This is a genomic window from Trinickia sp. EG282A (genome assembly GCF_040965455.1).
In the GTDB taxonomy this organism is placed as follows: Bacteria; Pseudomonadota; Gammaproteobacteria; order Burkholderiales; family Burkholderiaceae; genus Trinickia; species Trinickia symbiotica.
Genome location: NZ_JBFRCC010000003.1, coordinates 317,754 through 334,527, shown reverse-complemented (window position 1 = coordinate 334,527; position 16,774 = coordinate 317,754). Strand labels below are relative to the sequence as shown.

Genomic DNA, 16,774 nt, shown 5'->3' with positions numbered 1-16,774 from the left:
TATGACGCATCGATTCTATCGGTTCTCTACGCGAATCGAGCGCGCGTTTGCGCGTTCATCCCGATTTGCTTTGACGCTTGGCGTACTCGTAGCGCAGGCAATCAGCCTCTTGCTGCAACCTTCGACGGCTTGGGCGGCGCCTTCGGGAACGCTGGTGGTTTGTACCGAAGGCAGCCCCGCCGGCTTCGATCCCGGCCAGCACACGACGAGCACCGATTTCGACGCGAGCACCTACACGGTGTACAACGAGTTGGTGCAATTCAAACGCGGCACGCTCGATCTGGAGCCGGCACTCGCCACGAACTGGGAAGTATCGGCCGATGCGCGAGCCTATACGTTCCATCTCCGAAAGGGCGTCAAGTTCCAGACGACCGCGTGGTTCCGTCCGACCCGCGAATTCGATGCCGACGACGTGCTCTTCACGTTCAATCGCATGCTTCATGCGGACGATCCGTTCCGTAAGGCTTATCCCGCCAGTTTTCCGTATTTCACCGACCTTGGCTTCGACAAGAACATCGATGCGATCGACAAAGTCGACGACTACACGGTGCGCTTCCGGCTGAAACAGCCCGACGTCATCTTCGTGCGCAATCTGGCGATGAGCTTCGCGTCGATTCTCTCGGCCGAATATGCCGCGAAGCTGAGCGCGACGCATCGCGAGGCCGATATCAACCAGTTGCCGGTCGGTACAGGGCCGTTCGTATTCCGCTCTTACCAAAAGGATGCACTGATCCGCTATGACGGAAACCCCGATTACTGGCGCCCGGAGGACGTCAAGCTCGCGCACCTGGTGTTTTCGATCACGCCTGATCCGGCCGCGCGTATCCAGAAGCTCGCAGGCGGCGAATGCCAGGTTTCGGTGTTCCCGCGTCCCGGCGACCTCGAAACGGTCAAGCGCAATCCGTCGCTCACGCTGATCTCGCGCATCGGATTCAACGTGGGCTTCGTTGCCTACAACACGCAACACTCGCCGCTCGATCGGCTCGACGTTCGGCGCGCGCTGGACATGGCCATCGACAAGCAAGCGATCATTCAAGCGGTGTTCTCGGGCAATGCGAGGCTCGCGACAAATCCGATGCCGCCCGCGCAGTGGTCCTACGACGATCAACTGAAAGATGCGCCGCGCGATTTCGCCAAAGCGAAGGCGTTGCTCGCGCAGGCCGGATTCCCGAACGGCTTCGATTTGTCCTTGTGGGCCATGCCCGTTCAACGCCCATACAACCCGAACGCTCAGCTCATGGCGCAATTGATCCAGCAGGACTGGGCGAAGATCGGCGTGCGCGCGAAGATCGTCAGCTACGAATGGGGTGAGTACAATCGGCGCGCGAAGCAAGGCGGCGAGCACGACGCGATCCTCTACGGATGGTCGGGGGACAACGGCGACCCGGACAACTGGCTCGGTACTTTGCTTGGTTGCGATGCGGTGCATGGCAGCAACGTGTCAAAGTGGTGCGACAAGTCGTTCGACGCGCTGATCGACAAGGCGCGGGCGACATCGAACGTCGATGAGCGCACCGCGCTGTATCGGCAGGCGCAGGTCATCTTCAAGGAGCAGGTGCCCTATACGCCCATCGCCCATTCGATCGTCTCGTTGCCAGTGTCGAAGCGGGTGAATGGAATGCTGCTTTCGCCGTTGGGTAGTCACCGGTTCGACGGCGTTTCGCTGAACTGATCGGCCGGCATACTCGACGGCCCGCTGCATGACGCAGTGGGCTGATTTGAATTCCACTTTTCCTTCGTTGTACGGTGCGCCAATGCGAGGTAGCGTGGCGTTTCGACCCTTGGTTCGGGAGAAACGACATGTCATCGTGCAGCACCCGGTGGCCCCCGCGAGTTGTCATCGTGCCGGGCCTGCATGGCAGCGAGGACGCGCATTGGCAAACATGGCTCGCGCGGCAATTCGCCCGGCCGATCCGCATCGTGCAGCGCGACTGGGACAATGCCGATCTGCAAGCGTGGTCGGCGACGATATGGCAACAGCTCTCGTCTGAACGCGGACCTTTCGTGCTCGCTGCGCACAGTTTCGGATGCCTCGCCGCTGCGCAGGCCATCGGGCAGGGGCTGCCGGGCGTGGCTGGCGTCCTGCTGGTTGCACCGGCTAGCCCTGCGCGCTTTGGCGTCGAGAACGAGCTGTACCGGTGGCGTCTGAACGTCGGGTCGATCGTCGTGGGCAGTGAGAACGATCCCTGGATGCCGGCCGACGGTGCGCGCGCGCTTGCGCGCGCCTGGGGCGCGGCGTTCATCAACCTCGGGCCGGCAGGACACATCAACGTGACATCCGGCTTTGGCGCCTGGCCTCGCGCGAAATACTTCGTCGATACACTCATTCACTGGGCAGCACCGCACTTCATCGAGAGCAAGGAGCCGCGCCGCGAGGAAAAGGCGGACGAGCGCGAAGCGCCGACGAATCTTTTGCCAATTGGGATGGAGTAAACTCGGCGCCTAACAATAAGGAGGGATGCCGGTTGCTTCGCGCGGGCGAGCTGCCCATGCTTCCTTCGTGGAATGGAAACGCATGGTCCCTTTACATAGCCTTGCCTCCTTTTTGCTCGCGGTGCTCCTCGTGCTCGCGATGCCAGGCCCGACGAACACGCTGCTCGCGACGGCGGGCCTTGAGTATGGCTTTCGCCAATCCGCCCGGCTCACGATAGCCGAATGCGGCGGGTATGTGATTGCAATCTCCATTTGGGGGTTGTTCTTGCTTGAGCTCGCACACAAACTGCCCTGGCTTCCATGGGCGCTACGCTTAGCGAGCGCAGTCTATATCGGTTATCTCGCCGTTCGCATGTGGAGCGCGGCGCTCGACTTGGCAGGCGGACATTCGAGAACCGTGGGCATGCGAGCACTGTTCGTTGCAACGCTATTGAATCCGAAAGCGGTACTCTTCGGCGGAACGCTCTTTCCGGCGGAAGCATTCGCCAGCGCGGCTGGCTATATGGAAGTCATGGGAGTCTTCATCGCCTTGCTCTTTCCGATTGGCTTGCTGTGGGTGGCATTCGGCGCGCAATTGAGAAAGGGGCGACTTGCATGGCTCGAGCCGACGTACCTCCTTCGAGGTGCGTCTATCGTGCTTGCTGCGTTTTCCGTCACAGTGGCTTGGTCGGCAGTTCGCTAGCTGCTTCGCCCACGCGCCATTCCTGTTTCTTTCCCGTTGTCCGCTCGGTTGAGCACGAACGTCAAGTCGGCTCGGAGTGCGCGTGAGTGCGCTCTACGCACTGTGCTGGCCGGAGATGCAGTCCCGCAACGTTCGCCGCTGCATGCCTCGCGCGTCGAAATTCGCTTCATCGAGCCATTCCTCGAAGCCTGCACGCAGCGGGGGCCATTCGTTATCGGTGATCGAGAACCATGCCGTGTCGCGGTTGCGTCCTTTGTAGACGACAGCCTGCCGGAAAATGCCTTCGAACGTGAAGCCGAACCGCGCCGCAGCGCTACGCGATGGGGCGTTCAGCGCATCGCACTTCCATTCGAAGCGCCGGTAGCCGAGTTCGTCGAATACGCGCCGCATGAGCAAAAAGATCGCTTCGGTTGCCATGCGCGTCTTCTGCAGGCGCCGCGAAAACACGATGAAGCCGACTTCGATTACGCCATTGGCTTTGTCGATACGCATCAGCGCGAGCGTGCCGACGGCCTTGCCTGTCGATAGGTCGATGACGGCGTAATGCAGCGGGTCGGGCGATGCGGCGAGGGCGGTGAGACAGTCGAGGTACGCTTCGCGGCTTTCGAATGGCCCGACTGACAGATAGGTCCAATCGCGCGCATCGGGCGCGGCACGGTAAGCCTCGTACAGATCGTCCAAGTGACGCTCGACGTTCACCCGCTCGAGCCGGCAATACCGTCCCGTTATCGGCTGATCGCCCGGGGCCCTGGCTGATTGCCAGTAGGACATCGGTTCGCCGATCGCTTGCCCGTATTCGTTGAGACGTTGGCCCACATCGTTCTCCGGTTACCTGCCTGATCATGTGTGTCAAGAACACAAGATACGGGAAACGCGGTCACTTCGTAAGAGCCACAGCAAACCTGTTCGATGGGACCAGCGTCCGATCACTCGACCAACCCGATGCGGCTGGGCGCAATAGGACGGGGCGCGGGGCCGGCGCATGGGTTATCTTGCACCGTAGAAATGGCGGTACTGCCACGCGGCCTTGTTGATCAACTCGTCGTCTGGCCACGGGCCGTTTCCAAACCGGCCTATCGATAGCGGCGCGAGATCGATAGGAGGAGCACCGTCGATGATCCACGCGGCGAGCATTTCCCCCAACGCCGGGGCGATCGAAAGTCCCGCAACATTGCAGCCGCTCGCAAAGTAAAAACCGCGAACCACGGGGGAAGGGCCGACGATGTGCTGACCATCGGCTGTCATCGTTGGCAGCCCGCCACGATGCTCGCGGACCGCCGCCTTCAAAAGGATCGGCAGCTGAGCTTCGACGTCACGAGCGTAGTGCCACAGAATCTCCGCGTCGAGCGGCAGATCCTTGACGTCAAAGTTGGCGCCCAAGCCATCCATGTCGAAGAATTTCGGATTCTCTTCGTAGACTCCCCAGAGAAATCCTCCATCGCAAGGCCTCATGTACACCGCGGCATCCATAATTCGGACCATCGGCAATTCGGCTCGGGCATCGTGCACGGGCTCGGTGACGAACAATTGCTGCGCTGTCGTTACAAGGGGAATTCGAATGCCGCTGGCTTCGGCCACTTGTCGCGTCCAGGCGCCGGCTGCATCGACGATGACTGGTGTTGCGATGTGGCCGCGTGCGGTATCGACCCCGGCCACTTGGCCGTCTTCAATCAGGACGCGCGTCACTGCGGTATTCGGCAACAAGACCGCTCCGTTTGCCTCCGCTGCGCGAGCAAAGCCGACGGCCAGTTGGGCGGGATTGAAATACATGTCGTCGCCGATGCGCATCACTGCGCCGATCCCTTTTGGTTGCAGAAACGGGTTCAGCCGGTGGGCCGCATCGGCGGAGAGTTCTTCGACATCCAGGCCGTGCCGTCGGCCGCGAAGGATGTCTTCTTGGATGACCTCCACATCCACCGGACGGCGCGCTACTTTGAGGCTTCCCGAATGCACCCAATCGAGGGGTTGACCGGATTCGTCGGAGAATCGCCTGATCTTGTGAGCCGCCAGCTTGATCAGGTCGATCATCAAGTCGCTCTTGCGCAAGCAACTGACCATGCCAGCCGCTCGCGGCGACGTCTGTGAGCCGATTTCGAGACGCTCGATCATAGCGACCCGGAGGGCGCCTCTCTTTGCGATGTGGAACGCTGTCGCCGCTCCTAGCCCGCCGGAGCCAATGACGATCACGTCTGCCGATTCGATCATCATGCTTCTCCTGTCGGCCAGAGTTGGCGCTTCAGCGCTTGCTCTGGTCACATGCAAAGCGCCGTCTGCGAGGCCAGCCGAGTTGCCTCTCGATCGACCGCCCGCCCAGGCCCGACGACGTCGATCAGCCGTCGTTCTCCACGACAGCCTGTGGCGTGTTGCGAAAGCTGATCGCCATCCGGTTGAACGCGTTCATTAAACTAATCGCAATCGTAAGATCCACGATTTCCCGTTCGTCGAATACTCGACGAGTGGCTTCATAGGCTTCGTCGGGTATGCCGGTCTGCGCAACGCGCGTCACGGTTTCCGCCCAGGCGAGGGCAGCCCGCTCGCGCTCGTCGAAGAGACTGCCCGCCTCGGCCCATGCCTGGACCAACGTCAGCTTTTCAATCTTCTGCCCTTTGGCGAGCAGTGCCCGCGTGTGCATATCGAGACAGTACGCGCAATTGTTGATCTGCGAAACGCGCAAGTAGACCAAGTCGACCAGCACCTCGGGGAGGTCGCTTTTTGCCACGTACCCGTAAACGGTGCCGAGGGCCTTCACGCCCGCCGGCGCAATTTGTGCGTAATCGAGACGTTTGCTCATTTCATTCTCCTTCCTTCAAGGGTTGCGTCAGGTTGCGATCGTTCGTATCGACGACGAATACGGCAAGCAGCTTGGCGGGTTCCGTGGAGCTGGCATTCCGGCTCACCCGATGCACCGATCCTGGCTGCTCGTAGAAACTCTCGCCAGCGTGCAACACGCGCTTGGGTCCATCGTCCACCTGCGTTTCAATGGCGCCCGATACGACGTATGCATAAATGAACGCCGACTTGGCATGCATGTGGGGTGGTGACGCTGCGCCGGGGGCATAGTCGACGACGACCGCCACCAGCGACTTTCCCGGAATATTGGAAATCGCATGCTGAAAATTCGGCGTCACAGTCTCGCCGGGAGCGCGTGCCACGGCGGGCGCCGCGATCGCGACGGCGATCGCGGCGGCCGTCGCGATGCGAGCGGAGAAGAGTAGTAATCGTAGCTTCATGTCAGTGAATCTCCTGGAAGTGCTTGTCATTCTGAGTTCGGTCTAGGCCAGAAAAAAGAACCAAGAACGAACAATTTTTCTGTACCATGCTTCGATGGTCACGCCGCTCTCTTTCAAGCTGGATCGGTTCGCGAAGACATCGCTGACCGACCAAATTTGCAAAGGCATCAGCGCCGCAATCGAAAGCGGGGTGCTCGTGCCGGGAGCACGCCTGCCGTCGTGGCTCGATCTCGCGGCTCAATTGGGGGTCGCCCGCGGTACCGTGCGCGCCGCCTACGAGAAGCTCTCCGATGCTCAACTCGTCGTCGCATCGCGCGCCGGAGGAACGCGCGTCGCGGATCGGCCTCGCATAGCGATGCAGCTGGACAAGGCGCCCGATCCCGGATCGTTCTTTGAAACGTACCTGGAGCTCACAGCTGGCCCCGCAATTTTTCAGATGGGCGTGCCGGCACAGGAAACATTGCCCGCGAAGCTCTTCACGCGGGCACGGAACTACGGCGTGCTCGCCAAATCGAGCAGATCGACGCTGTATCCGGATCCTCGCGGCGAACTCGAGCTGCGACGCGAAATCGCGGCGTACCTTGCGATATCGCGCGGCATCGTCTGCTCGCCGTCGCAGATCGTGATCACGAGCGGCTTCAGTGGCGGGCTCGGACTAACGCTTGGCGTACTCGGCCTGGAAGGACAAAAGGCATGGGTCGAAAACCCCGGGTTTCCGTTCACACGATATGGATTGGGACTCGCGAGGTTGCAGCTCGCACCGATCCCTGTCGATGCCGACGGGATCGACGTCGACTATGGCATGCAGTATGAACCGGATGCGGCGCTGGTCGTAGTGACGCCAGGGCAGCAGGCGCCGCTCGGTGTCACGCTTTCACTTGAAAGACGTCTGCGGCTTCTACAGTGGGCCGCTCAAGAGCGCGTGTGGATCATCGAGGATGACTATCTGAGCGAGCTTCAACTGAAAGCGCGCGCCGCACCTGCGCTTGCCTCGCTCGACCGCGGCGGGCGCGTGATCCATATCGGATCCTTCAGCAAAACAATCAGCCCGGCATTACGCCTCGGCTTCCTGGTCGTGCCTCCAGCGTTGGCATCGCGGTTTGCCGAAGTGACCGCTTGCCTTGCTCCGGCACCTTGGCCCTCGATACAGCTCGCAATGGCGCGATTCATGGGCGACGGGCAGTATATGCGCCATCTGCGCCGCACCAAGCGTTTCTATCTGGCTCGACGCGAGGCGTTGCTCGAGCACCTTCAGCGGCGCGGCATGGAGACGGTGACCCCCGGGCTGGCCGTGCTCTTGCGATTGCCCGACGGTGCATCGGATGTATCGATCGCGAGGGATATGTTCCAGTTCGGACTGGCGCCGGTGCCGCTGTCTCCGTGGTACGCCGTACCGGCATCGGCGCGATCGGGTCTGTTGCTTGGCGTGGCAACGGCGCCCGAACGACATCTGGTACGTTCGTGCGACCAACTGCAAGCTGTCATCGAGCGCCACATCGGCCATCAGTCCCTGACGTCGGGCTAGCTCAACGCCGTCTCCTACGTTTCTTCCGTTTCGGCGGGGGAAGCGCACCCGACCAAAAGGTCGCTATTTGGCGCTTCGCCTCAGCGGTAGCCCGGCCGCGAACCGACCCGAGCACCGCGTTCGCGCCGCTTAGCCACATGCTCAAGAACGGATTCTTCTTTGTCCAAGGGTTTTTCATGCGATCACTCAGACGCCATATCCGGACGCACGCATCAACTGCCGCGACAGCTCGCTATCGGGGCCTTCCGCGTCGAACTGCGCGCGAAGTCTCTCATCTTCCCTGCGGGTGATGCCGCGCTGCATGGCGACAATAAGCGCAAAAAGGGCCACAAAAAACATAGTTGTAAGCATCCCATTGCTCCTGGTAAGTCAGACCGGAAATATGCCCGTCGCCGGTCGAGCGCGATCGCATCGCAAGCACCGGTCTTCGTGCTCTATCCCAATGAGGCGCATAGCCCGGGCCCGGACGTGTTCAACGGCAGCTTGGCGAAGTCGGGCGGCAGGACATGCGAGCCGCCGATTCGAACCGCCCGCCAACGGTTCTACGGTAGGCCAGTCACGCGCTGCACCATCGCGTAGAGCACCGACATCTGCAAGCCGCTCTTGAGTGCATAGTTCGGGTCGTATTGATTCGAGTAGCCCCACCAGTCGAAGCACGCGTTCGGGTTCGTCGGCCCCGGCGCTGACGACGGGATCGTGTCGGGATAGACGACCACCAGTTTGTTCGTGTCGGCCCATTCATCGATGCCGGCCTCGGTGACCCAGCGGTTGCCGATGAGCGATGCCTCCTGCAGACAGCCGTGGAGGGCGAGCACGAATCCGCAAGTGTCCCCTTGCGCACAGGCTTTCGGAACGAACACGCTCCCCGTCGAGCTCATCGAAACATTTTGCGATGCTCCGAACTCAGTTTGATCGAATGTGGACAGCGTCCCGGAAAGCTTGCCGTCGTTGCGCGGTTTCAACGAGCCGAGGAACATCGTCAACCACGTCTTTACGGAATCGTAGACGGCCCCGTTCACCGAACAGCGAATCATGTAGGGGCTCCCGAGCGTGCCGCATGAAAGTTCGCCGTCAGGCGATTCCCAGCCGTGCTCGGCGGGAAACGTATTATCGAAGCGAACATTGGCCCCGTAATGCTGGTATTCCGAGTTGAGGTCGGCCATCTCGAGCGGATTGACGACTTCGTCTTGCGTGCCAGACCAGAGATAGACGGGCTGCCCGCGCAGATTCGTCGATGGATCGATGGTGCCGAGGGACGATTGCGTGTCCAGATACGCCTCGGATTCCGTGAGCGTGCTGTTGTACGACGCCTGATTCGACGGAAGCGTCAAACCGCCGCAGTTTGCCAACGCTGTCGCGGCTCCGCCGGTGCGGGCACACCAGTACACCCCGCCAGCGTAAATCGCGGCCCCTTTGAAAGTCGAAGAGTGGGCAATGTGCATCTGCACTGCCGCGAAACCGCCAGACGAAATGCCGGCAACGAAGACCTTCGCCGGGTCGATCTGGTAGCGCTGAAGTTTTATGACCTTGGCTGCAGCACGTGCGGATGCGCCGACATCCGTACTGGCCGAATCCCCACCACCCCCGCACCCGGCGAGGGCGATGGCCAATACCATTGCGGACGCTAACCGTAGGCCTAACGCCATCGTCCTCATTGTCGTCTCCTCTGCGCGCGCAACAAGACAAGCAACGTCGTCGCACCGCCCGTCGAACTACTGGCCGTTTTCAGCGTCCCACCTTGGACTCGATAATCGAAGCTATCCGCAGTAGCTGCTTGATGATTGCGGCGTGCGATATCTAGCAAGATTCGATCCTGTGGCGCGAGGCCTCCTGCTGCCCGAGCCCCATCTGCAGCGATCGACCATGGCTGCCACGCAATCTCAAAACTACTGATCAAAACTGCTAATCTACGCGGCTGACGACGCAGCTGTTCGGAGCGCGCCTGACAGGCGTGCTCGGTCCCTCATTGACCACGATCGATTCACCAGACAGACGACGATGAGCACTCCCGCATCCTCTTTTGCGCCCGACCAGTCCCTCGATATGGTCATTTTCGGCGGCGCCGGTGACTTGTCGGCGCGCAAGCTTCTTCCGGCGCTCTACATGGCGCATCTGCACGGCAGTCTGCCTGCCGACACGCGGATTGTCGCCGTCAGCCGCAGCGACTGGACGCGCGAGCGGTACCTGAAGTTCGTCGAGGACCGTTCGCGTCCGTTTGTCGACACTCACGCGCTGGATGCGCGGACTTGGGAAAGCTTCCTCGCCCGTTTCGATTACGCCTGTGTCGACATCGGCGTCGCGGCCGACTACGAGCGTCTCGTCGCGGCGACGCGCCGCGACGCGTTGCGTGTGTTCTATCTTGCGACCGCATCGAGCCTGTTCGAAACGGTCTGCGACAACCTCGCCGCTTATGGGCTCGTCGACGAGCGTGCGCGCGTTGTGCTCGAGAAGCCGCTCGGGCACGACCTGGCGTCCGCGAAGGCGATCAACGCGGCGGTCGGGCGTCACTTCTCGGAAGACCGGATCTATCGAATCGACCATTATCTCGGCAAGGAGACGGTGCAGAACCTGATGGTCTTGCGCTTCGGCAACTCGATCTTCGGGCCCCTATGGCAGGCGCCGCATATCAAGAGCGTGCAGATCACTGTCGCGGAGTCCGTCGGTGTCGGGAGCAGGGCGGGGTTCTACGACGGAACGGGCGCGATGCGAGATATGGTCCAGAACCACCTGCTGCAACTGCTCTGCATCGTCGCCATGGAGCCGCCCGTATCGCTCGATCCGGATGCTGTCCGCGACGAAAAGCTGAAAGTGCTGCGCTCGCTGCGGCCGATGACGGCCGAGACGATTGCCCGCGATACGGTGCGCGGCCAGTACGCCGCCGGCGCCGTGGACGGCGAGACGGTCAAGGGGTATCAGGACGAGGCGGGCGTACCGGCGGGCAGTAGGACGGAAACCTTCGTCGCATTGCGAGCACAAATCGACAACTGGCGCTGGGCTAACGTTCCATTCTTTCTGAGAACCGGGAAGCGCATGCGGGAGCGACGCTCCGAGATCGTCATCGATTTCGCCGACATGCCGTTTTCGATCATTCCGCGCGGCCCCTACGGTCACGCGAACCGCCTCGTGATTCAGATCCAGCCGGAAGAATCGATCCAATTACAGATGCTCGCGAAGGAGCCGGGCAGCGGCATGCACGTCCTGCCCGTGAGCCTGAATCTCGACCTTCAGCAGGCGATGACCGGGCGCAGGCCCGAAGCGTACGAGCGCCTGCTGATCGACGTGATCCGGGGACGACTGACGCATTTCATGCGGTGCGACGAACTCGAAGCAGCCTGGAGCTGGGCGGAGCCGATCCTCAACGAGTGGAAATCACTCGGCGACAAGCCGCGCAGCTATTTCGCCGGCACCTACGGGCCAGCGGCATCGTCGGCGTTGGTTGCACGCGAGAACATCGCATGGGCCGAGGATGTTTGAGCGTCGCCGAGGCTGGTTGCCAAGCGGCGTGAGCCGGCCTCAGCCTCCTGTCGCAAAGCCGGGGTACAACGCCATTCCGCCATCGACGAAGAGCGTTGTGCCGACCACGTAGTCCGCCGCATCCGACGCCAACCAAGCCGCTGCTTCGGCCACATCATCGGGTTCTCCGATCCGGTCGTAGGGAATGAGCCGCAACAGCCGATCGGCCGCATCCTGCTCTTCCCACGCTGACCGATTGATATGGGTTTTGATGGCGCCCGGCGCAATCGCATTGACGCGGATGCGTTGGGGCGCGACTTCCTGAGCGATGCTCTTGGTCAGCTGCATGATGCCGCCCTTGCTTGCGGCATAGTTGGCATGGCCAGCCCAAGGTATCAGCTCGTGAACGGAGCTGACAAAAATGAGCTTTCCCGCGGCGCGCGAAACTGAAGGATCGACGCGCTGACGAGAGAAGTATCGGACGGCTTCCCGGGCGGCCAGAAAATAGCCCGTCAGGTTCACATCGATGACCGCGCGCCATTGATCGAGCGTCATGTCGGCGATGGCCGCATCGCGTTGGATTCCGGCATTGGCCACCACGATATCGAGCCGGCCAAAGCGGGCGGCACACTGCTCGAATAGCTGCCGCACCTCTGATTCGTCGGCGACATTGGCGCGTACGGCGAAGGCCTGGCCGCCCTCGGTCACGATGGAACGTACGACGTCATCGGCCCGGTCGGAACCGCTGTAAAAGTTGACACAGACTGAGGCCCCGCATCGCGCCAGCTTCCGCGCGATGGCGGCGCCGATCCCTGAACTCGAGCCCGTCACGAGCGCCGCCTGCCCCTTCAAGGTCGTGTTGCTTTCGCCCATTTTTCGCCTCGCTTGCTGAACACGGCGTGTAGCCGATGTGGACTATCTGCTTTGTTCGCAACCTATGGGCCAGGGTGCGGTACTACGTCGCGGGCGTACAGGTACCCGCTGCGGCCCCTGCCGCACAGGATTTCATCGAGAAGCAGAACAACGCTGATCAAGCGCTGTAACCGCAGCAGGCTTCGAAACGAACTTACGGTGTGACCGCGCGAGCGCACTGCGACCCAGAGCGATGCCGGTACACGAGGTGCAGGACTATCCACTAGTGTTTGGCCGGCTCGCTCTAGGAACTGGTGCCGCGTTTCGGTGAAACGCCGCGGCCGGTGCCGCTCGTCGGGACGGCACAGGAGACTGATCATGAAAGCTTCGACTCATTTGAGCTCGCACGCCATTCCGGTGCTTCGCGCCATGATTCCACTGCTTACCGTTGGGGCATTCGCCGTCCCGGTAGCGGCGCAGCAGCAGGCGACCGTCACCCGCGCGCAGGTACGGGCCGAGGTAGCCGAGCTCATCGGGGCCGGCTACAACCCGTCGGACCGGAATCATTATCCCGACAATCTGCAGGTGGCCCAGCAGCGAGTTCAGGCGCAACGCGGCGAAAGCGGACAATCCGTTACTGAGAGCGCACCTGTCGCCGATACCTCGGGCGCAGCGATGACCAATGAGGCGGTCGGTGGCGCGAAGAGCGGGACATCCATGTCGGGCGGCCCGCAATCCGACGTAATCTCGTCGACCTGCCACGGATTCCCTGTGTGCACGTCAGCTTTCATTGGGAGATAGCTCAACTTTTCCGGGCTCCAGTTCCGCTGACATCAGACCCATCGACAGCATGGCAATAGCCATGTCGGGAGGGTTACACTCGGGTGCAGGATTCACTTCTTTCGAATTGCACTCGATTGCACCGACCGACGCGCGCGTTGGCGCGTCGGTTCGGGTCCTGGGAGTTCCAGCTGATGAGGCCCGGTTTCCAACGTCCGGTCGCGGCCCTGTACTGCCTGATCGCCCTGCTGGTCGCTCTGCTTTCGGGCTGCAGCTTCACGCGCGTTGGGCCGCCGGCGCCGATCGTGGAAGAATCCGTGATGCTGCAGCCCGAGGTGGCGGCGAGCGCGCCGCCTCCGGCCGAACCGGTCGAAGGGGCAAGCACGACCGAGGAAGCGAAAGCGCCCGCGCCAAAGAAGCCGAAGCACGTCATTTTCCATCCACGCAAGCCAGAGGAGGTGACGCCGCCGGCCCCGCCACCTTCACCGCCGCCGCCGCCACCGGCGCCTGTACCTAAGCCGCTCATTACGACAAGGCTCATTGACCGCGCCAGCACGCGGGCGCTCCTCGGCACCGAAGTGCAAAAGCCCGACGGCAAGGTGGTCGGTCGAGCCGTCGACATGGTGGCCGACGCAAGCGGCAATCCAGTCCAGATCGTGGTGAACTTGCAGGGCTTTCTCGGTGTCGGCGATCGCAAGGCGAGCTTTCCATGGTCTGCGATTCGCGTGAATCCGGCCGCCAAGACCGCGCCCATCACGATCAACCCCGTGCCGGACCACCCGAACTCCGCCCCCACGCCGGCCGAGCTGCCCATAATCGACGCGATAGTGCAGCGCCCGAACGGTTCGGAGGTTGGCCGCGTGGTCGACGTGTTCATCGACGCTGCCGCGCACCCGCAAGCGGTGGTGCTGGATGTCAGCAGCGGGATAGCGCCGCGCCATATGATCGCCGTCAACTGGTCGGCGCTGCGTTTCGTCACGAAGGAAAAGGCGCTGCATGCGCAAACCGACATGAATGAAGCGCAGGTCAACGCCTCGCCGCCGTACGCGGCCGATAAGCCCGTGCAGGCGGTATCGCCGTTCATCGCCGCCGCACCGCAACCGCCGCCGTCCCCTGCATCGCCCGCGTCGCTTGCCGGCGCCAGCGAGAAGGCGGCGGCCGTCGCGAGCAGTCCGAGGTGATGGGGGCAGTGTTGGGGGCACTTCTCAGACGGTGACGATCAACATCGATCGGAAAGCCAAACAATCACCCCTTGAGCACTTGGGAAGGGCGCGCGGCAGTGGACGCCCGCGAGCGACGGATCGACCGTGTACGTCGGCGGTTCGTCTGGAAACCTCGCGTCCGCGGGGACTATCACTCAATAGCAGCCGTGCCGGCCCATCGCGGGGCAGGCCGGCCGCTATCCACGCGCGACCGCCGGCAACGGCTGAAGGCGAGCACAAACCGCGTCGCATCGCGATGCGGCTTTGCTCGCGTACCGGGGCCTCAGCGTCTGACCAATCCCATGATCAGCGTGACGACGAAGATGATGACGAAGATGAAGAACAGGACTTTGGCAATGCTCGCCGCGCCAGCGGCGATTCCGCCAAAGCCGAATACCGCGGCAACGATGGCGATGATGAAAAATATCAGAGCGTAGTACAGCATGATGCTTCCTCCGTTCCGGTCCCATTCGATCGGGCGTACTTGGTAGTGAGCAAACGCTGTTCCCCCCGTCGATTTGGCCATTTCGGAACCCGTGCAGCGCTGGCATAATGGCGTTGATGCAGCGCACATAATCGGGGTCGCAGTTGTTTTATTTTCCCTCCGTTTTATCAGACCTTAATGTTGGTCCAAAGGTCTAGAAGTTCTGGAAGTTCTCGTAATGAAACCGGCAACAAATTCGTGGTGGTCACGAATCGGCAGATACGTGACATTCGGCGTGATCGCGGCGGTGCTCGCGGCAGCGCTGGTATGGTTCCATTGGCAACAGCACGAGCGCTACATTCAAGGCAGTCCTTCCTTGACGGGAATGGCGAATGAAATGCGAAACGATTCGTCGGCTTGGACGCGCGACGAAAAAGACGCGTCGACGGTGTTGCGCGATATTCAGGGGCACCATGTCGTTGCAATCGGCGCGGGCCGGAACGCGATTCTCGTTTCGACGACAGACGGCCGAAAGTACTTCGTCGCGGACCAAAACGCCGCCTTCGCGAGCGCCTTGATGCCCACGATCATGAAAGCGGCGAGCGACTCGTCGTTTCAACTGATCTTGCTGCCGGATGTCGACGTCGATATCGGCGCCGTGCGCTGGTCCGATGTCATCGACAGGACACGCGACGCATTGACGCTTCTCTTGCCGGTCTTCATGATGGCCGGTCTTCTATGGTTCATGCGCCGCGAGATGAAAGGCGGTGCGAGCCTGCTTCAGCAATCGCCCGAATTGAGCTTCGACGACGTGATCGGCGCGGGCGAAGCCAAAGCCGCCCTCGCCGACGTCAAGGCCTGGCTGACCGATCCGATGCAGTTCACCGGCATGGGGGTGCGCGCCCCCGGCGGCGTGCTGATGACGGGTGCTCCAGGTGTCGGCAAGACGCGCCTCGCACAGGCGCTTGCCGGCGAATGCGGGGCGAGCTTCATCGCTATCACCGGAAGCTACTTCAGCGCGAAGTACTACGGCGTCGGTATCCAGAAAGTCAAGCACCTGTTCCAGCTCGCCCGCAAGAACGCGCCGACCGTCATCTTCATCGACGAAGCCGATGGTCTCGGCAAGCGCACCGATGCCGGCGCGGGTCCCGTCGAAGCGGAGAGCAATCGCATCATCAATCAGTTGCTTGCGGAGATGGACGGCTTCGAATCGAACGCGGGCGTGATCGTGGTCGCCGCGACGAACCACCCGGACAATCTAGACGAAGCGCTGCGCCGGCCTGGCCGTTTCGATCGCACGGTGCAGGTTCGCCTGCCCGACCTCCACGATCGCGTGCACATCCTGCGCTTTTACGCTACCAAGCTGAAGTCGAAGGCGGATGATCTCGATTTCGAGCAGCTCGCGCGGCTGACGACGGGCTTGTCGCCCGCGGCGCTCTCGACGATCGTCAATCAGGCGGGCCTGATTGCGCGTAAATGCGGTGACGACAAAGTGAGCTCGACGCATTTCATCGAGGCGATCAAGATTGCGCGCATCGGCGATGTGAACGGGGCTGAACGCGCGTTGTCGGACGAAGAGCGTACGCGTATCGCGGTCCACGAAGCGGGCCATGGCCTCGTGGCTGCATTGCTCGGCACGGGCGTGCTCGAGGAGATTACGATCATGCCGAGAGGCGGTGCACTCGGCGTGGCGCTGGTGACCAAGCGCCAGGACAAGCACCTCTACCGCGAGACGGAAATGCGCAACGAGATCCAGGTGCTGCTCGGCGGGCGTAACGCGGAATTGCTCGTGCTCTCTGAGGCGTCGAGCGGTGCCGCGCAGGATCTGCAGGAGGCATCGCGGATCAGCCTCGACATGGTTTCAAAGTTCGGATTCAACGTCGACGGCAATCTGTTCAGCCTCGCGGCGCTCCCGCAGCAATATGCCGGTCTGCAACTGAAGAATGCGATTCAACACGCCAATACCCTGCTGAAGGAATTGAACGACGAGTGTTACTCGCTGCTTCGCGCGAACGAACCGGTGCTTCGTGCGATTGCGGACCGGTTGCTCGAGTGGGAGACTGTGGCAGGGGAAACCGTCTATCGCCTGATCGAAGACCATGCGGCAGCCGTGAAGGGAACGGAGCGGGTATTGACGGTGTAGCGCTGGTTCGTAGTCAATGTGGGTTAGCGATGATCAGCAGACGCCTCAAG

16 protein-coding genes are annotated in these 16,774 nt (G+C 61.8%); 8 read left to right on the top strand and 8 right to left on the bottom strand.

Annotation, left to right across the window (positions count from 1 at the left end; genetic code table 11):
- Window position 1 precedes the first annotated feature (1 nt).
- From AB4Y31_RS16010 to AB4Y31_RS16000, 3 genes are all read left to right on the top strand, one after another.
- Complete coding sequence (locus AB4Y31_RS16010; protein ID WP_368674753.1) at window positions 2–1,672, top strand: ABC transporter substrate-binding protein; 1,671 nt, start codon at window positions 2–4, stop codon at window positions 1,670–1,672.
- 128 nt (window positions 1,673–1,800) lie between these two features.
- Window positions 1,801–2,433 carry an RBBP9/YdeN family alpha/beta hydrolase gene (locus tag AB4Y31_RS16005; protein ID WP_368674752.1) on the top strand — a complete coding sequence of 211 codons (633 nt, stop codon included), beginning with the start codon at window positions 1,801–1,803 and terminating at the stop codon, window positions 2,431–2,433.
- An 82-nt stretch (window positions 2,434–2,515) separates the two neighbouring features.
- Window positions 2,516–3,115, top strand: coding sequence for a LysE family translocator (locus tag AB4Y31_RS16000; RefSeq protein ID WP_368674751.1), 600 nt, complete (start codon window positions 2,516–2,518; stop codon window positions 3,113–3,115).
- Between the two features lie 93 nt (window positions 3,116–3,208).
- On the opposite strand, the gene AB4Y31_RS15995 is transcribed toward AB4Y31_RS16000, so the two are convergent.
- From AB4Y31_RS15995 to AB4Y31_RS15980, 4 genes are all read right to left on the bottom strand, one after another.
- Window positions 3,209–3,931: a GNAT family N-acetyltransferase gene (locus tag AB4Y31_RS15995; RefSeq protein WP_368674750.1), complete on the bottom strand. Its 723-nt coding sequence runs from the start codon at window positions 3,929–3,931 to the stop codon at window positions 3,209–3,211.
- Between the two features lie 171 nt (window positions 3,932–4,102).
- Window positions 4,103–5,320 (bottom strand): NAD(P)/FAD-dependent oxidoreductase, encoded by a 1,218-nt coding sequence (locus AB4Y31_RS15990; protein ID WP_368675305.1) that lies wholly within the window; start codon window positions 5,318–5,320, stop codon window positions 4,103–4,105.
- A 124-nt stretch (window positions 5,321–5,444) separates the two neighbouring features.
- The gene (locus AB4Y31_RS15985) at window positions 5,445–5,906 is read right to left on the bottom strand and encodes a carboxymuconolactone decarboxylase family protein (RefSeq protein ID WP_368674749.1); all 462 of its coding nucleotides are present in this window, start codon (window positions 5,904–5,906) and stop codon (window positions 5,445–5,447) included.
- Window position 5,907: 1 nt separating this feature from the next.
- The gene (locus AB4Y31_RS15980; protein WP_368674748.1) at window positions 5,908–6,345 is read right to left on the bottom strand and encodes a cupin domain-containing protein; all 438 of its coding nucleotides are present in this window, start codon (window positions 6,343–6,345) and stop codon (window positions 5,908–5,910) included.
- Between the two features lie 94 nt (window positions 6,346–6,439).
- On the opposite strand from AB4Y31_RS15980, the gene AB4Y31_RS15975 reads away from it, so the two are divergent.
- Window positions 6,440–7,870 (top strand): PLP-dependent aminotransferase family protein, encoded by a 1,431-nt coding sequence (locus AB4Y31_RS15975; RefSeq protein WP_368674747.1) that lies wholly within the window; start codon window positions 6,440–6,442, stop codon window positions 7,868–7,870.
- Window positions 7,871–8,056: 186 nt separating this feature from the next.
- Here AB4Y31_RS15975 and AB4Y31_RS15970 read toward each other — a convergent pair whose 3' ends face one another.
- Window positions 8,057–8,221: a hypothetical protein gene (locus AB4Y31_RS15970; protein WP_020565959.1), complete on the bottom strand. Its 165-nt coding sequence runs from the start codon at window positions 8,219–8,221 to the stop codon at window positions 8,057–8,059.
- 191 nt (window positions 8,222–8,412) lie between these two features.
- Window positions 8,413–9,525 (bottom strand): prolyl oligopeptidase family serine peptidase, encoded by a 1,113-nt coding sequence (locus AB4Y31_RS15965; RefSeq protein WP_368674746.1) that lies wholly within the window; start codon window positions 9,523–9,525, stop codon window positions 8,413–8,415.
- 343 nt (window positions 9,526–9,868) lie between these two features.
- Here AB4Y31_RS15965 and zwf point away from each other — a divergent pair, with 343 nt between their 5' ends.
- A complete protein-coding gene (gene zwf, locus AB4Y31_RS15960; protein ID WP_368674745.1) occupies window positions 9,869–11,344 on the top strand; it encodes a glucose-6-phosphate dehydrogenase in 1,476 nt (491 codons plus the stop codon).
- Window positions 11,345–11,383: 39 nt separating this feature from the next.
- Here zwf and AB4Y31_RS15955 read toward each other — a convergent pair whose 3' ends face one another.
- Window positions 11,384–12,196, bottom strand: coding sequence for a glucose 1-dehydrogenase (locus AB4Y31_RS15955; RefSeq protein WP_368674744.1), 813 nt, complete (start codon window positions 12,194–12,196; stop codon window positions 11,384–11,386).
- 357 nt (window positions 12,197–12,553) lie between these two features.
- Here AB4Y31_RS15955 and AB4Y31_RS15950 point away from each other — a divergent pair, with 357 nt between their 5' ends.
- Together AB4Y31_RS15950 and AB4Y31_RS15945 are read left to right on the top strand one after the other, a co-directional pair.
- A complete protein-coding gene (locus AB4Y31_RS15950; RefSeq protein WP_368674743.1) occupies window positions 12,554–12,976 on the top strand; it encodes a DUF4148 domain-containing protein in 423 nt (140 codons plus the stop codon).
- 173 nt (window positions 12,977–13,149) lie between these two features.
- Window positions 13,150–14,136, top strand: a complete 987-nt coding sequence (locus AB4Y31_RS15945; protein ID WP_368674742.1) for a PRC-barrel domain-containing protein — start codon at window positions 13,150–13,152, stop codon at window positions 14,134–14,136.
- Window positions 14,137–14,440: 304 nt separating this feature from the next.
- On the opposite strand, the gene AB4Y31_RS15940 is transcribed toward AB4Y31_RS15945, so the two are convergent.
- On the bottom strand, window positions 14,441–14,602 hold the full coding sequence (locus tag AB4Y31_RS15940) for a DUF1328 family protein (RefSeq protein ID WP_020565957.1): 162 nt from the start codon (window positions 14,600–14,602) through the stop codon (window positions 14,441–14,443).
- A gap of 217 nt (window positions 14,603–14,819) precedes the next feature.
- On the opposite strand from AB4Y31_RS15940, the gene AB4Y31_RS15935 reads away from it, so the two are divergent.
- Entirely contained in the window at window positions 14,820–16,724 is a 1,905-nt protein-coding gene (locus AB4Y31_RS15935) for an AAA family ATPase (protein WP_368674741.1), read from the top strand.
- Window positions 16,725–16,774 lie beyond the last annotated feature (50 nt).

What these genes read in the sequence shown, in the direction of transcription:
- AB4Y31_RS15940 (WP_020565957.1), bottom strand. Translation starts at nt 14,602, where the DNA reads ATGCTGTACTACGCTCTGATATTTTTCATCATCGCCATCGTTGCCGCG.
- AB4Y31_RS15975 (WP_368674747.1), top strand. Translation starts at nt 6,440, where the DNA reads ATGGTCACGCCGCTCTCTTTCAAGCTGGATCGGTTCGCGAAGACATCG.
- AB4Y31_RS15990 (WP_368675305.1), bottom strand. Translation starts at nt 5,320, where the DNA reads ATGATCGAATCGGCAGACGTGATCGTCATTGGCTCCGGCGGGCTAGGA.
- AB4Y31_RS16000 (WP_368674751.1), top strand. Translation starts at nt 2,516, where the DNA reads ATGGTCCCTTTACATAGCCTTGCCTCCTTTTTGCTCGCGGTGCTCCTC.
- AB4Y31_RS15950 (WP_368674743.1), top strand. Translation starts at nt 12,554, where the DNA reads ATGAAAGCTTCGACTCATTTGAGCTCGCACGCCATTCCGGTGCTTCGC.
- AB4Y31_RS16010 (WP_368674753.1), top strand. Translation starts at nt 2, where the DNA reads ATGACGCATCGATTCTATCGGTTCTCTACGCGAATCGAGCGCGCGTTT.
- AB4Y31_RS15985 (WP_368674749.1), bottom strand. Translation starts at nt 5,906, where the DNA reads ATGAGCAAACGTCTCGATTACGCACAAATTGCGCCGGCGGGCGTGAAG.
- zwf (WP_368674745.1), top strand. Translation starts at nt 9,869, where the DNA reads ATGAGCACTCCCGCATCCTCTTTTGCGCCCGACCAGTCCCTCGATATG.
- AB4Y31_RS15970 (WP_020565959.1), bottom strand. Translation starts at nt 8,221, where the DNA reads ATGCTTACAACTATGTTTTTTGTGGCCCTTTTTGCGCTTATTGTCGCC.
- AB4Y31_RS15980 (WP_368674748.1), bottom strand. Translation starts at nt 6,345, where the DNA reads ATGAAGCTACGATTACTACTCTTCTCCGCTCGCATCGCGACGGCCGCC.
- AB4Y31_RS16005 (WP_368674752.1), top strand. Translation starts at nt 1,801, where the DNA reads ATGTCATCGTGCAGCACCCGGTGGCCCCCGCGAGTTGTCATCGTGCCG.
- AB4Y31_RS15965 (WP_368674746.1), bottom strand. Translation starts at nt 9,525, where the DNA reads ATGAGGACGATGGCGTTAGGCCTACGGTTAGCGTCCGCAATGGTATTG.
- AB4Y31_RS15955 (WP_368674744.1), bottom strand. Translation starts at nt 12,196, where the DNA reads ATGGGCGAAAGCAACACGACCTTGAAGGGGCAGGCGGCGCTCGTGACG.
- AB4Y31_RS15945 (WP_368674742.1), top strand. Translation starts at nt 13,150, where the DNA reads ATGAGGCCCGGTTTCCAACGTCCGGTCGCGGCCCTGTACTGCCTGATC.
- AB4Y31_RS15935 (WP_368674741.1), top strand. Translation starts at nt 14,820, where the DNA reads ATGAAACCGGCAACAAATTCGTGGTGGTCACGAATCGGCAGATACGTG.